Here is a 13095-nt window from a genome sequence, read left to right as displayed (position 1 = left end):
CCCAGCGTATTGGGCGCACCGCGCCTACCGAGTCTGGCTCTCCAGACGCGCTTTGGCCTCGCGGGCGACGAACTGCTTGCGCGCGATCCGCCCGACGTAGTCGGAATCATGCAAGATGTCCCGCATTTCCCGCCGGAAGGCGGTCCGTCGGTCGGCCAGATCGTCGGCGGGTTCGATCAAATCCTGGTCGACCACCACCTGATACGCGGTGGCAAACAGCAGCGTCGAAACCGATTCGCTGCTTCGGACGCGGGTCTGGGCGACGTGTTGCCGGCCCACCCCAAGTGCCAACGACGTCAACTCCTTTTGGGCGACACCGGCCGGCGCGTCGCGCAACACGTCGGCGACGATCTCGTACGCCTCGAAGAACACCCGCAACATGGCGTCCGACATCAACGGGCGCTTGGCGAACAGCATCGCCTCGATCTCGTCCCCGCCGGCGGCGACGTGCGCCTCCCAGTCGTCGTGCCACGTCAACTCTTCGGCGATGTGGTCCCGGAACGTCGCGGAGTCGGCGAAGTAGAAGTCGAACTTCAGCAGGTCCCGCAGCCGCATCGCCTGCGTCCAGAACGCCTCGACGCGATCGCTCTCCGCTCGCCTGGCGTAGGCGAGCGCGAGTTCGACGATCGAGGTCTCCAGGAAGGCGTGGATCACCGAGTTGCGGTAGAACGCCGCCGCGTGTTGCTCGTTGGGCCCGATGAGCCACACCGGCTCCCGACCGCCGTCGACGCGGGTGATGGGGTTCCCGTTGGACAGCGTGTCGACGGCGGTGAGCACCCCGTCGCGGGTGCGCAGCCGCAACGCGCTCGTCGACATCGGGTTGTGCTTGCGCTCGAGATAGTCCAGCGAGTCCTGCAGAGTGTGGTGCAGCTGGCCGAGCGTCAGCGCCGCGCCGCGGGTGGTCAGCAGCAGCGCGCACACCAAACCGGTCGCCGTCACCGGCGTCGCCTGCAAGATCCGCCACGCCACCTCGAACGACATCTTCTGCAGCGCAAGCCGTTTGGCGTCCGGATCCTGCGCGAGCGGCCCGTGCGGCGGTCCCAGGTACTGCCGCATCGAGACCGCTTCGGGGAAGCGGACGTAGATCTTGCCGTAGTTGCGTTCGCCCTGAGCCCTGATGAAGTTGTAGAGCCAGACGACGCCTTCGGGGGTTTTCTCGCCGCCGCGGGCGTAGGCCGCGTATTCGGCGGTCTCGTGCAGCTGGTCGAATCCGATCGACACCGGCTGCAGCAGGATGTCTTCGCTGCGGCCGTCGAGATACGCGTCGGCCACATAGGACAGCAGGCCGAGCTTGGGCGGCAACATCTTTCCGGTCCGCGAGCGCGTTCCTTCGATGGACCAGCTCAGGTTGAAGCGCTTCTCGACGATGTAGCCGACGTACTCGCGCAGCACGTACTTGTAGAGCGGGTCGCTGCCGATGTTGCGGCGGATGAAGATGACGCCGGAGCGGCGCAGCAGCGGCCCCATCACCCCGAACGACAGGTTGATGCCGGCGAACACGTGCACCGGCGGGAGCCGGTTCTCCTGCATCGCCACCGGCACCACCGCGCCGTCGATGTAGGAGCGGTGCGAGAACAGCAGCACCGCGGGATGGGTTTCCAGCCCGGCACGCATGGCCGCGATTTGATACTCGTCGTAGTCGATGTCGGGATCGAACCCTCGGCTGAGCGCCCTGCCGAGGACGCCGACGAGATCGACGGACACCCGGCTCCAGCCGGTGGCGAGTTCGTCGAGCATCTTCGCGGCTTCCTCGACGGTGGCGCCCGGGATCTTTTTCAGGCCCGCGCGAAACCGCGTGGAGGCCAGGATTTCCGGCTTGACGAGCCGCGGCGACTTGTATTGCGGTCCGAGGATGCGGTATTCGGCGCGTTCCAGCGCCAGGATGGCGCGCCGGGTGACGAAATGCGCGAAGTCGTGCTTGTGGTCGCCGACGGTGGTGTCGCGCCACTGCTGGCGCAGTTCGGAAACCTTGGCGGGCTCGCCGGCCACCACCCGCGCGCGTTGCGGATCGTCGCGCACGATGTGTCGTTGCTGACGCGGGTTGGGGTGGTAGGGATCCTGGCCGGGAAGCAGCCCGGCCAACTGGGCGAGCCTGCCGCGCTGGGCCGGCGGCAGCCAAAACACGCGCACCGGCACGACCGACCGGTCGTCGTTCGATTCGGACTCCAGCCGTTCGGCAAGCTCGGACAGCGCCGTCGGCGCCGCCCCCGGTTCCGGCAGCGCCGACACCTCGAAGGTGACCTCCGGGTTGCCGGCGCGCTGCTGGCCCACCCAGGCCATCACCAGCTCCCGCTCCACCGGCGAGGTCATGGACGCCAATATCAGCGAATCTTGGGCGGCGAGGATTGCGCTGACATCCGCGGCCGGTTTGGTCACGGCCGCCCTCGAGGCTGTTGCGCCTCACCGTCTTTCAGCGCGACTTCTGACGCGTTCGGGCTCGCCTTCGCCGGCTTTGCCTTAGGTGCGACCTTCTTCGTCGCCTTCTTGGCGGCAGCCTTCTTGGCGGGCGCTTTCTTCGCGGGAGCCTTTGCCTTCTGCGGGGTCGTCTTCGGCGCCTTCTTCGGGGCCTTCCTCGCCGCGTTCTTCCCGGCGTACAGATCGACCTCGGGCAGCTCGTCGACCGGCCAGTTGGCCAGCGTGTCCAGATACAGCTGCCGCACCTCCGCGATGCGCTCCGGTAGGTTCTCAATCGTCCAGTCCCGCACCGAGATTGGCGGGAACACCGCGATGTCAACGGTGCCGGGGTTGACGACGGTGGAGTTTCGGGCGGCGACGATCTCGGCGTTGCGGATGACGATCGGGACGATCGGGATTCCGGCCGCCATCGCGAGGCGGAACGGACCCTTTTTGAACGGCCCGACTTCGGTGGTGTCCACCCGGGTGCCTTCCGGGGCGATCACGATAGACAGCCCCTTGCGGGCCCGGTCTTCGACCTCGTGCATCGTCTCCACCGCCGCAGCGGGATCGTCCCGGTCGATGAACACGCCGTCGAGCAGCTTGCCGAGCGTGCCCATGATCGGGTCTTTCTGCAGCTCCTTCTTGCCCACGCCGATCCAGTTGTCGCGCACCAGGGCGCCGGCGATGACGGGGTCAACCTGGTTGCGGTGGTTGAAGATGAAGACCGCGGGACGCTGGGCGTTGAGGTTCTCCTCACCGATGACGTTGAGGTGCACCCCGGCGATCGCCAGCGACAGCTGGGAGAAGGTCGAGGTGAAAAAGTTCACGCCGCGTCGCCGGCTGCGGGTGAGCACGCCGATCCCCACCGCGCCGGCGGCGACGGGGAACATCGACCCGAAGCCGGCGAGCGTCCGGATCTGCCGCCGCAGCCCGAGGCGGCCCCGGCTGTCGAAACGCAGGATCGGCCAGCCGCGGCGCTTGGCCACCGCGGCCATCTTCCCCTCGGGGTTGGTCGGCCTGGGATTGCCGACCAAATACATCAGGGCGACGTCCTCGTCGCCGTCGGCGTAGAAGTAACTGTCCTTGAGGTCGATGCCGTTCTCGGCCGCAAAGCGTTGCACCGCAGCGGCTTTGCCCGGACCCCACAGGATCGGCTTCTGCACCCCGCCGGTGAGCATCCCGTCCTCGTTGGTCTCGAACTTGTTGGTGAGCATGTTGGAGATGCCGAGGAAGCGCGCCACCGGGTTGACCTGGATGGTCAGCGCCGAGGAGCTGAGCACCACGGTGTGGCCGCGGGCCACGTGGGCCCGCACCAGCTCGCGCATCTCCGGGTAGATCCGCGACTCGATCCGTTGGACGAACAGCCGCTCGCCGATCTCCTCCAGGTCGTCGAGCAGTCGCCCGGCCAGCGCGGCGGCCGCCTTGCCGATGAGGTCTTCGAATTCGATGCGGCCCAGGGTGTGGCTCAGGCCGGCCTGCACCATGCTGAGCAGCTCCCCCACCCCCATGTCGCGGCGGAGCAGCCGCTCCTGGGTCAGGATGACGGCGGTGAAGCCGGCGACCAGCGTCCCGTCCAGGTCGAAGAACGCACCGATCTTCGGCCCCGGTGGGCTGGCCATGATTTCGGCCACCGAGCCGGGCAGCCGCATGTCCTCCCCCGGCTTTGGGGTTCCGCGCTCCTGGGCGGCGCTCACGAGCCCGCCGCCGATCGCGACGAAACGGCCGGTTCGGTGAACGAGGCGGGCACCGCGCGCGGCGTCGGCTCGCCGGCCAGCGCGAGGATCTCGTCGAAGCCCTCCAGCAGGCACTGGGCGAACAACGCCTCGTTGCGCACCGCCGCCCGGTCGTAGCGCACGGTGATCGTGCACCAGCCGCCGCGGGAGATCAGCACCACCATCATCGCCACCCCGGGCAGCGGCCCGATTCCGTACTGGCGCAACACCTTTGCGCCGGCGATGTAGGTGTCTCCGGGATAGACGGGGACGTTGCTGGCCTGCACGTCCGAGCCGATGACCGAGCCGGTGAGGCCCTCCAGCACCGCCGTGGGCAACACGCTCAGCACCGGGGCGATCGATCCGACGATGTTCATGGCCGGCTCGTCACGCCGCTGCGTCATCTGGGCGCGGATCTTCTTCATCCGCGAGACGGGATCGGCGGTGCCCAGCGGCGCCGCGAGGTTGACGCCGGTGAACCGGTTGCCGCCGGCCGTGTCGGCGTCGGCCCGCAGGCTCACCGGCACCGCCATCGGCAGCGTGCTGATCGGCACGCCGAGCGCCGTGTGGTAGCGCCGCAGGGCGCCCGACAGCCCGGCGAGGTAGGCGTCGTTGATCGATCCGCCGCCGGCCTTGGCGGCCCTGTGCAGGTCGGCGAGCGGGATGTCGATCGCCTCGGTGCGGGAGGCCAGGCTGCGCCGGCGCAGCAGCGGCGACGGCTCGGCGGCGCGGTTCATCACCCGCATGCCGGACATGGCATAGCCGACGACTCCCCCGACCGTCGACACGGGATCGAGCACCGCCTTGCCGGCCGCCGACACCGCGCCCGCCACGGCGCCCACGACGCCGTTGACGACGGCGAACGGCAGGCGGTTGATGCCTTGGCGCATCAGGTCGTTGGGCGTCAAGTCCTGCGGAATGGGTTGCGGGGGCGTCGGCCTGGGCGGCGGGTCGCGCTCGAGGTCATAGATCTCGGCGAACATCTCGACGCCGCCCACGCCGTCGGTGACGGCGTGGCTGACGTGCAGCAGCGTCGCGGCCTTGCCTTCGGCCAGGCCTTCCACCAACGTGGCCGTCCAGAGCGGCCGCGAAATGTCCATCGGCGACTGCAGGATCACCTCGGCGAGGTCGAACACCTCCCGCAGCGTGCCGGAGCCGGACACGCGCACCCGTCGCACGTGGAAGTCCAGGTTGAAGTCGGGATCGATCACCCAACGCGGCGACGCCGTCGGCAGCGTCGGCACCACGACCTTTTGCCGCAGCCGCAGCACCCGCCGCGAGGCGTTCTCGAACCGGGTGCGAAACCGGTCCCAGTCCGGCGTCGCATCGAGAAGTTCGAGCGCCATGATCCCCGACCGGGTCCGGGGATTCGCTTCACCCCGATGCATCAGATAGTCGACGGGTCCGAGCTCGTCGGACAACTTAACGCTCCCGACGGACTCAGCCATGATGAACTCGACGCGCCAACGTTGTCACCGCCGACCAAGCCTCCTGCCTCGGAGCCGCGAACCGGATTGCAAACCCAACGCTAGTCGGGATGCCGCGGCGGTGAAAGGCGCGATCCGCTGCGCGAAACTTGGCGCCCGCTCAGCTGGCGGACGTGGCCGGCACCGGCACCGAGTCCATCAGCGGGTAGGCGCGGCGCCCGTAGACGACGCCCAGGAAGTCGGCGACGGCGTCGGCGGCCAGCCGCGATCGGACCGTCGGGGTGATGTCGAAGGCGTGGTGCGCGTTGGCGAGTTCGGCGTAGGCCACCGTCGCGGCCCCGGCGTCGCGCAGCGCCGCGCAGAAGGCGCGGGCCTGGCCGCTGGGCACCAGTTCGTCCTTCTCGCCGTGCAGCACGAAGAAGGGCGGGGCCTGGTTGTGCACGTAGCTGATCGGCGACGCCGACCGGAACCGGTCGGGGTTTTCGCTGTAGCGGGTCTTCAGGACGAACTGCTCGAGGAACGGCAGCATCAACTCGTGCATGTTCTCGGCGTCGGTGAAGTCGTAGACACCGTAATACGGGGCGACGGCCTGGACGGCGGTGTCGGCGCCCTCGAAGCCGGGCTGGAACGTCGGGTCGTTCGGGGTGAGCGCCGCCAGCGACGCGAGGTGCCCGCCCGCGGACCCGCCGGTGATCGCGATGAAGTCGGGATCGCCGCCGTAGTCGGCGATGTTCTCGCGGACCCACGCGATCGCCCTCTTCACGTCGATGAGGTGCGTCGGGAACGTACAGCGCGGGCTCTTGCTGTAGTTGATCGACACGCAGATCCAGCCGAGTTCGGCCATCCGGCTCATCAGCGTGTAGGCCTGCACTCGTTTGTCGCCGATCGCCCACGCGCCGCCGGGGACCTGGATCAGGACCGGTGCGCGGCGGCCGGGCGCCATGTCGTGACGCCGCCAGATGTCGAGCAGGTGTGCGACGCCGCCCGGACCGTAGGAGATGTCGGAGGTTTGCGCCGCGTAGCGTCGGTGCGGCCCGGGCCGGCGCAGCAGACTCCCGCGCGAGGCGCACTCGGTCTGGGCGCACGCCGGGTGGCGCACCTGGTCACGGAAGTCCGGCCCGAAGCACCCTTCGAGCGCGGCAGTGAGGGCCTGATCGGCCTTTTGCGCGGCCCACGAGGCGCCGACGCGGCCGATGGCCGGCGGCGTGACCCGCGACAACGCGTGGCCGGTGACCACGTGCGGGGGAAATTCCGTGGAGAGCCAGCCGGCGACCCAGCCGACCGCCGACGGCGAGCCACGCAGTAACAATGCGCCGGCTCGGCAGGTGTCCCTGGCGTCGGCCGCCAGTCGCAATGCCTGCGCACCGGCCTGCGAGCACCGCGTAGTCAAGTTCAAGGCCACGCTCATCAACGCACCCCTCGACGTTATGCACACGCTTCGTTGCGGTTAACGGCTGCTTATCAACCGGTGTTGTCCGTGTGTCGAGGCTCACACGATAACCGATAAGCGCTCCGCTGAAAGACTTTTCGGGCGCGTCGTGCTTGGCGAGTCCTCGGGCGTGTCGCGTTCGATAGACTGACCTGCACATTGCCTCCGTAGCTCAGGTGGATAGAGCAAGGGCCTTCTAATCCCTAGGTCGCACGTTCGAGTCGTGCCGGGGGCACTGGTCAGAGGTGGTTTTTGAGACCTCTGAAAATGGCGGTCATCGTTTATTCATCGTTTATGTCCGTCACGGCGCGATCCAGCAGGTCGGCGACCTGGTTGTGGACGCGTCCGCGGGACATGTAGCGGTCTTGGGTCATCGACACCCTGGCGTGGCCGAGGTGGTCCGCACCGATCCGCGCAGAGAGCCCCGCGTCATCGATGAGCGTTGCCACAGTCTTGCGGAAGCTGTGCGATGTCACGTTCGGCATCCCAAGCCCCTCGCGCACCATGCGCCACGCGGTGTTGAAGTTTTCCGGGTCACGAACCGTTCCGCTGCTGGATGCAAAGATCGTCTCTGCTGGCCGACGTACAGGCGCTTGCGGCGGTCGTTGAGAAGCGCGACGGCGAACGACGGCAACGGAATGGTACGGCGCCCGGCGGCGGTCTTGGTCTCGTCGATGCGCGTGAGGCCGATACCGCTCTGGCGCACCACCTTGCCGGTTACGGCGATAGTGCCGGCGTCGGCGTCAAAGTCGCTCCACCGCAACGCCAGGAGCTCGCAGCGGCGGAGGCCGGTCGCGAGGAACAGTGTGATCGGGTCGACCAAGTCGCGCCGTTGGCATTCTTCGGATGCTCGTACCTTCGTCAGCAAATCCCGCACTTGTTCGGCCGTGAGCGCCGAGGCGCCTTTGGGAGCCGCCTTGGATCTGATCGACTGCACATCGCGCACCGGATTGGTGCCGAGGACGTTGTTCAGCACCGCGAGTTGAAGCGCGCCCCGCAAGAGGGTGCGCGCACGGCGCGCCATCGTGGGGCCGTGTGTTTCGCATCGACCTGAGGGCGGCGTCGATGCGCGCCGGGGTTGCTTCGCCGACGCGCACGCCGGCGACGAACTTGGCGAGCTTGGTGGCGTCGTATCGGTAGGTATCGAGGGTCCGCACCGACCGGCCATCCTCAGCAAGGCGCGTGATGTGCTGCTCGATCAAGGCCATGATTCGCGTATCGAGCCCGATCGCGTCCGGGCCGCTCGGCGGGCGCCGTTCCGCGATGGCCTCGGTCAGGGCGTCCTCGGCGAGCTTGCCGTATTTGTCGAATTCGTCGGCGGGGCCGACGCGCTGGACGATCCGCGTCACGCGCTCGCTGTCGCGGTAGCGACACCGCGCCAGCCATACTCCCCCGCCGAGATATATGCGCTTCACCTTGCCGTGCTGCCCGATCCGCAGCGAAGGCCTGCCCGCCATCAGCGTTGGGCTAGTAGGGCAGCTGCAGCCGTCTCCACCGGCCGCACAGATGTGTCGAACATGAACCGATGGCAGTTAGGCCGAAGGGCGCTCGTTCTCGTTGAATCGCGTACGTTCCCAATCAATTACGTCGCTCAGTCGGTAGCGCACGTGTCGTCCAATCTTGGCGAAACGTGGTCCGGTCCCTTTCGTCGCCCATTCGGCTGGCGTCTTGACCGGCAGCCCATAACGGTCCGCGAGTTCCTGGCGGGTGAGCCACTTGTCGTCGTGTATGCGGGTGATCCGAAGTCGCAGGACGCAGTTAGGACACGGCGAAGGGATGTTCATGGGCTGAGGTTAACCGGACTGGCCTGGCTGGCCGTTGGTGCCGTTGCCGGCGGGGCCGGTGCCGGCGTCACCGCCCGGGCCACCGTGACCGCCGGAGCCGATCAGCCCGGGGCCGCCGCCGCCACCGCCGTCTCCGCCATCACCACCGTGACCGGTCGCGGAGTTGCCGCCGGCCCCGCCGGTACCTCCGTCACCGCCGTCCGCCGCCAGTGCCCGCGCCGCCGGCACCACCATTGCCGATCAGCCCGCCGGCCCCGCCGTTCCCGCCCTGTCCGGCCGCGTCGGTCGCCCCGGCCCCGCCATTACCAAAAAGGATCCCGCCGGCCCCGCCGTTGGCTTGCGCCAACGTGCCGCCGGCAACCCCGTCGGCGCCGTTGCCGACTAGTGGGCGTCCCACGAGCGCTTGGGTGGGCGCATTGACGGTGCTGAGCAGATCCCGACTGATGCTGGTCTCGGCGACTGCGTACTGCCCGGCGCCGGCTTTTAGTAGCGCTAGGAACTGGCCGTGAAAAGCCGTCGCCTGAGCGCTGATCGCCTGATAGGCCTGCGCGTGTGAGCCGAACAGTTCGGCGACAGCCGCCGATACCTCGTCGGCCGCCGCCGCGGCCACGCCTGTCGTAGGCGGCGCCGCGGCCGCGGTGGCCGCTCTAATTGTCGAACCGATGTTCGCCAAATCTGTTGTGGCTGCGGCTATTACGTCAGGCGCTGCGATCACATACGACATTGCGTACCTCCGACCGGCACTTCACGACCCGGCGGTCGCCTGGCGCGGTCGTCGAGCCCTGTCGAAAACGCTCAACAGCCTAGCGCAATCACGGCAGCGCAAACGGAGTTTTCATCAATGCGGACAGATGGCCCGGAACAGCAAACTTTAAGCGTTGCGCTTCAAGGGTTTTCGTGCGCACACTCCGAACGCGGTTGGGAGCGGGTTAGGCCTCGGCGCAACTGGATCTGGTCGGGTCGCCTGCCACCCGCGGCCCCCGGCGTCCTGACGATCCCGAACACGTGATCCTGATGGCTGGCGGCGGCGCCGGGAACGCGTATCGGTGGGACTGACGTTTTGGGTGCACCCGCTCCCCGACGGCCCGGTGACACTCGTGGCGGCGTGGCCGCAATACGGTGTGGCGGAGGCTCAGGCGGAGCTGGACGGGGCGACGATCCGCGCAGCCGCCACGCGCGCCGTGAGCTTGTGGCCCGAGGAGGAGGTGAAGACTCCTGGGCCTTCGGTGAGCAGGGCAACATTCACCGCTGTGCGCAGGTCGGACGAGCCAGGAGGTCTCGCCGGCAATCAGCCACGTCGGGGCTCGGGTGCCGCTCTCGGAGTAGTACTCCCCCAGCCCGCCGTTGGCGCGCTGGCGATCCAGGCCGGGCTGAGCGGCCTGGCGGGCGGTGTCGTTGTAATAGTTGATGCTCCAACGTGATAGCCGCGAGATCGTCAACACCGGCGACCACCTCACAACATCAGCGAGCGAAACCAGCTGCAGCGGCTGGGATTTGGTGGCGCACTCCGTGCGCCACCAAATCAGTATTGCACCTTTGTGCCAATGCGTCAGCGGTATTTTGGGATGTCGTGACTGTAACTTGTTGCAGTGCAGATGTTTTGGGAAGTGATCGAGATGTATAGAGCGGTTGAAGGTGGCGTTGGGAAGACTTGAGTCTGGTTGAGAAATGTTGGAAATTAGGGCTTTTGGTCGTGCAAGTTAATTGCGATTCATCCACGCTCGGCGGCAACCGCGCGAGCCCAGGCTTCGCGAACGGCGGCCAGGGCATCGCCCGCGCCGACGGTCAGCCGGGTCTGGCCTGCGAGCTGCGACTGCCATGCGGCGTCGGGCGGTGGCGTCTTGAACACGTCGGGAGCAGGCGGCTGATTGGTCGGACCGAACCGTCGATACAGCTTTAGAGCGGCGGCGTCGATGGCCTCGATTCTGCTGAGCGCCCAGAGGTCCCAGAGGTCGCGCGGTGCCCGCCGGTCCGCCCAAGTCGCCGTCTTGGACGCAGCGAACGCGGGCAAGGTGGGAACAATAAGTTCGGCCGTCGGCGCATCGCGGTAGCGCTGCTCAAGTACGCGGTGCTCCGAGGGCCACAACACTCTGCCGCGCGCCGACAGCAGCTGAATCCCGACCACCGCGCCGGTGGCGGATCGCAGTGTCGCCGTGACGGTATCGGCCACACCACTAAACAGGGGTTCCAGGGTGAGTCTGCCGTGGGTTCGGGCCAGTGCACGTGGCAGCGCCGCGTCCAGATCGGCCGCTAGGGCTTCGCGTTCGTCGATGGCGATCAGGTCGATGTCCTCGCTGAGCCGGCCCGCCGGAAGGTGTGTGCGCGCCAGTGCGGTGCCCCCGATGAACTGAATCCGCTCGCTGAAGTCCCGGCTGAGAAATGCCAGCAGATGAGAGATGAGATGGTCACGCTCGACTTGTTCGGGTGCAACGCCAAACTGCCGTGCGACTTCGGCGCGTTCGTCATCGTTCATTTTTCTGGTGCGGCCCATGATTCGGCGCGGCGCAGCGATGCCGTGCGGCGTTGGTCGGCCGCGAGAGCTTGCAGGCGTTGGTGATCGCTGCGCTCATACAACATGCGGATCGCCGCGGGCACCTCGTTGGGAGCGTCTCCGAGCGCAGGACGCTGCGCGAGGTCTAGGACGGTCTGTTCCGGCGTGGTGACGATGGCCGGTCCTAGGGGTGTCTCGATACGTTCGGCATCCAACCTGTCGGTGTCGCGCTTGACGAAGCGGACCACCGCTTGGCGGTCTTTCAGCCGAATTGGCCGGTGTTGACCAGGCACGGCGACGACGGCCGTCGCCAGGGCTCTCGGGATGGCGCCGAGCACACGGGCGGCGCTGATACCCATCAGGACCGCGTGGTTCGCTCCGTAGATCGCCGACGCAATCCCGGCGGCCGCGGCCTCTAGATTCGGCACCCATTCGCGACCGATCATGTCCTGCGGGACGACGACGTAATAGCCATGGGCCACCCGCTGTAGTTGCCCTCTGTCCGCCAGGCGTGCCAGCTCTGGGCCGGGAAACGCGTAAGCACCCCCGGCGTCCTCGGCGCGGATGGTTCGCAGCGGCGCGCTCGCAAGGACCGCCGGAAGCGAGGTATTTCTGCGGTTAACCATTTCACTCACTTGACTATGCAAAGCTTAGGCTATAAGCCTACAAAATGCATACTACTCCTGCAACGACGTATCGATGGCGATCGACCAATCCACGTTCCAGCACAGGGACGGCGAGTCATCGTTTATTCATCGCCAATGACCACGATTCGACGGTAATTGGCGGGTTCTCACCGATGCCGATCAGCAGTCAAATACGTTGTAGCACAGGACAACACAGGCAAAATCGAGAAACTGCGAGAGCCCCCAAATCTTAATCCCTAGGTCGCACGTTCGAGTCGTGCCGGGGGCACTGCACGCGCCATTTGGGGCGACGCAACGGAGCTCGATGCCCCGCGGACCGGGCGTGGGCCTCGATTCACCCGTCAGCCGCGTCTGCGGCGGCGATCAACGCCCTGCCCAGCGTCCGCGCCTCGGCCGGCGTGATGACCGGGGTACAGGCGCCGTCAATGATGATCTCTCGCTCGGCCCGCCCATCCGCGAACTGCCGCCCGATTACGGACACCACGATGTCGCCGATATCGGCGCATCGCCCGTGGTTGGCGATGTGCGTGATTCTCCACTGCGGGCCATCGAAGACCCTGAAGGCTGCCCCGATGCTTTCCCATTCGTCGACGCGGGTTGCCCCGATGGGTGCCGCGAGGTCGAGTGCCATGGCTAGATCGGTTCCGCAATCCCGCGCGCGGGCTGTGGTCATGGTCCGTCCTCCTTGAGGTGGTGTAGTCAGTTGACTACACCACACCCCGAGTGTGTAGTCAACTGACTACACTCATGGCGGGCCACCTGCGCTCCGTGATTGTGGTCACGCCGCCGCGCCGGAGGGCGAGAATGGCGTCATGAACGAATCCGAGAACCTCGGCATCGACGTTTCCCTCTTCTGCCCGGCACAGCATCACGTCGGCAATCTCAGGCAGTTTGCGGCCGAGATCGGTTATCAGCCGAGGGGTGGCCAGCTCGCGGCGTGGCCGCCACACCGATCGGATTCGTGGTGGGAAGTCCGGTGCCCCGATGGCTGCCCCGGTGTGTTGGGCGGTGCCGTGGATCCCATCCGCCAGGAGGTGAAGAGACTCGCCGACGACCCGAGGCGGACGATTGCCCACTACACGCTGAAGCGGGTCGGCTGAACGCGTCCGTCGAAATCGAAAGGGATGCAACGCCTTCAGAAGAATTAATAAAGTGCTTCGCGGCCACTGCGCCGCAAGATCAGGTTGGCGGCGGGGGCGGCTGGTCGG

Annotated in this window: 11 protein-coding genes, 1 tRNA gene and 1 pseudogene; 2 read left to right on the top strand and 11 right to left on the bottom strand. The window is 67.1% G+C overall.

Features of this window, described 5'->3' with window-relative positions; all coding sequences use genetic code 11:
• Positions 1-24 precede the first annotated feature (24 nt).
• The 4 genes from MTAB308_RS25785 to lipQ all read right to left on the bottom strand — a co-directional run bounded on the left by MTAB308_RS25785 (position 25) and on the right by lipQ (position 6944).
• Positions 25-2376: a glycerol-3-phosphate 1-O-acyltransferase gene (locus MTAB308_RS25785; protein WP_077103374.1), complete on the bottom strand. Its 2352-nt coding sequence runs from the start codon at positions 2374-2376 to the stop codon at positions 25-27.
• Positions 2373-4046, bottom strand: a complete 1674-nt coding sequence (locus MTAB308_RS25780) for an HAD-IB family hydrolase (protein WP_425436358.1) — start codon at positions 4044-4046, stop codon at positions 2373-2375. The genes MTAB308_RS25785 and MTAB308_RS25780 overlap by 4 nt, the downstream gene beginning before the upstream one ends.
• Positions 4047-4087: 41 nt before the next feature.
• A complete protein-coding gene (locus tag MTAB308_RS25775) occupies positions 4088-5557 on the bottom strand; it encodes a wax ester/triacylglycerol synthase family O-acyltransferase (RefSeq protein ID WP_077103369.1) in 1470 nt (489 codons plus the stop codon).
• A gap of 139 nt (positions 5558-5696) precedes the next feature.
• Positions 5697-6944, bottom strand: coding sequence for an esterase LipQ (lipQ, locus tag MTAB308_RS25770; protein ID WP_077103367.1), 1248 nt, complete (start codon positions 6942-6944; stop codon positions 5697-5699).
• Positions 6945-7126: 182 nt separating this feature from the next.
• Here lipQ and MTAB308_RS25765 point away from each other — a divergent pair.
• Positions 7127-7200 (top strand) — tRNA-Arg (locus tag MTAB308_RS25765).
• A 46-nt stretch (positions 7201-7246) separates the two neighbouring features.
• Here the strand turns inward: MTAB308_RS25765 and MTAB308_RS30510 are convergent.
• The 7 genes and pseudogenes from MTAB308_RS30510 to MTAB308_RS25720 form a co-directional block, all read right to left on the bottom strand.
• Positions 7247-7531 carry a tyrosine-type recombinase/integrase gene (locus MTAB308_RS30510; RefSeq protein ID WP_342744185.1) on the bottom strand — a complete coding sequence of 95 codons (285 nt, stop codon included), beginning with the start codon at positions 7529-7531 and terminating at the stop codon, positions 7247-7249.
• Positions 7438-7989, bottom strand: a complete 552-nt coding sequence (locus tag MTAB308_RS25755; protein ID WP_077103365.1) for a tyrosine-type recombinase/integrase — start codon at positions 7987-7989, stop codon at positions 7438-7440. Before MTAB308_RS25755 ends, MTAB308_RS30510 begins: the two co-directional genes overlap by 94 nt.
• 508 nt (positions 7990-8497) lie before the next feature.
• Positions 8498-8749: a helix-turn-helix transcriptional regulator gene (locus tag MTAB308_RS25745; protein ID WP_108637408.1), complete on the bottom strand. Its 252-nt coding sequence runs from the start codon at positions 8747-8749 to the stop codon at positions 8498-8500.
• Between the two features lie 12 nt (positions 8750-8761).
• Positions 8762-9473, bottom strand: a pseudogene (locus MTAB308_RS30685) (PE family protein); the annotation flags it as partial.
• Positions 9474-10460: 987 nt separating this feature from the next.
• Positions 10461-11222: a nucleotidyl transferase AbiEii/AbiGii toxin family protein gene (locus MTAB308_RS25730; protein WP_077103358.1), complete on the bottom strand. Its 762-nt coding sequence runs from the start codon at positions 11220-11222 to the stop codon at positions 10461-10463.
• Complete coding sequence (locus MTAB308_RS25725; protein WP_077103356.1) at positions 11219-11866, bottom strand: type IV toxin-antitoxin system AbiEi family antitoxin domain-containing protein; 648 nt, start codon at positions 11864-11866, stop codon at positions 11219-11221. Before MTAB308_RS25725 ends, MTAB308_RS25730 begins: the two co-directional genes overlap by 4 nt.
• A 355-nt stretch (positions 11867-12221) precedes the next feature.
• The gene (locus tag MTAB308_RS25720; RefSeq protein ID WP_157901017.1) at positions 12222-12560 is read right to left on the bottom strand and encodes a hypothetical protein; all 339 of its coding nucleotides are present in this window, start codon (positions 12558-12560) and stop codon (positions 12222-12224) included.
• 139 nt (positions 12561-12699) lie between these two features.
• On the opposite strand from MTAB308_RS25720, the gene MTAB308_RS25715 reads away from it, so the two are divergent.
• A complete protein-coding gene (locus MTAB308_RS25715) occupies positions 12700-12987 on the top strand; it encodes a hypothetical protein (RefSeq protein ID WP_077103342.1) in 288 nt (95 codons plus the stop codon).
• The last annotated feature ends 108 nt before the right edge of the window (positions 12988-13095 follow it).

It is taken from the genome of Mycobacterium terramassiliense, from assembly GCF_900157385.1.
Taxonomy (GTDB): Bacteria; Actinomycetota; Actinomycetes; order Mycobacteriales; family Mycobacteriaceae; genus Mycobacterium; species Mycobacterium terramassiliense.
This window is presented reverse-complemented; position numbering and strand designations above follow the sequence as displayed.

Excerpts from the sequence above, each read along its gene's own strand:
- MTAB308_RS25780 (WP_425436358.1), bottom strand. The coding sequence starts at position 4,046 with ATGCGGCTGCCCGGCTCGGTGGCCGAAATCATGGCCAGCCCACCGGGG.
- MTAB308_RS25775 (WP_077103369.1), bottom strand. The coding sequence starts at position 5,557 with ATGGCTGAGTCCGTCGGGAGCGTTAAGTTGTCCGACGAGCTCGGACCC.
- lipQ (WP_077103367.1), bottom strand. The coding sequence starts at position 6,944 with ATGAGCGTGGCCTTGAACTTGACTACGCGGTGCTCGCAGGCCGGTGCG.
- MTAB308_RS25755 (WP_077103365.1), bottom strand. The coding sequence starts at position 7,989 with ATGGCGCGCCGTGCGCGCACCCTCTTGCGGGGCGCGCTTCAACTCGCG.
- MTAB308_RS25745 (WP_108637408.1), bottom strand. The coding sequence starts at position 8,749 with ATGAACATCCCTTCGCCGTGTCCTAACTGCGTCCTGCGACTTCGGATC.
- MTAB308_RS25730 (WP_077103358.1), bottom strand. The coding sequence starts at position 11,222 with ATGAACGATGACGAACGCGCCGAAGTCGCACGGCAGTTTGGCGTTGCA.
- MTAB308_RS25725 (WP_077103356.1), bottom strand. The coding sequence starts at position 11,866 with ATGGTTAACCGCAGAAATACCTCGCTTCCGGCGGTCCTTGCGAGCGCG.
- MTAB308_RS25720 (WP_157901017.1), bottom strand. The coding sequence starts at position 12,560 with ATGACCACAGCCCGCGCGCGGGATTGCGGAACCGATCTAGCCATGGCA.
- MTAB308_RS25715 (WP_077103342.1), top strand. The coding sequence starts at position 12,700 with ATGAACGAATCCGAGAACCTCGGCATCGACGTTTCCCTCTTCTGCCCG.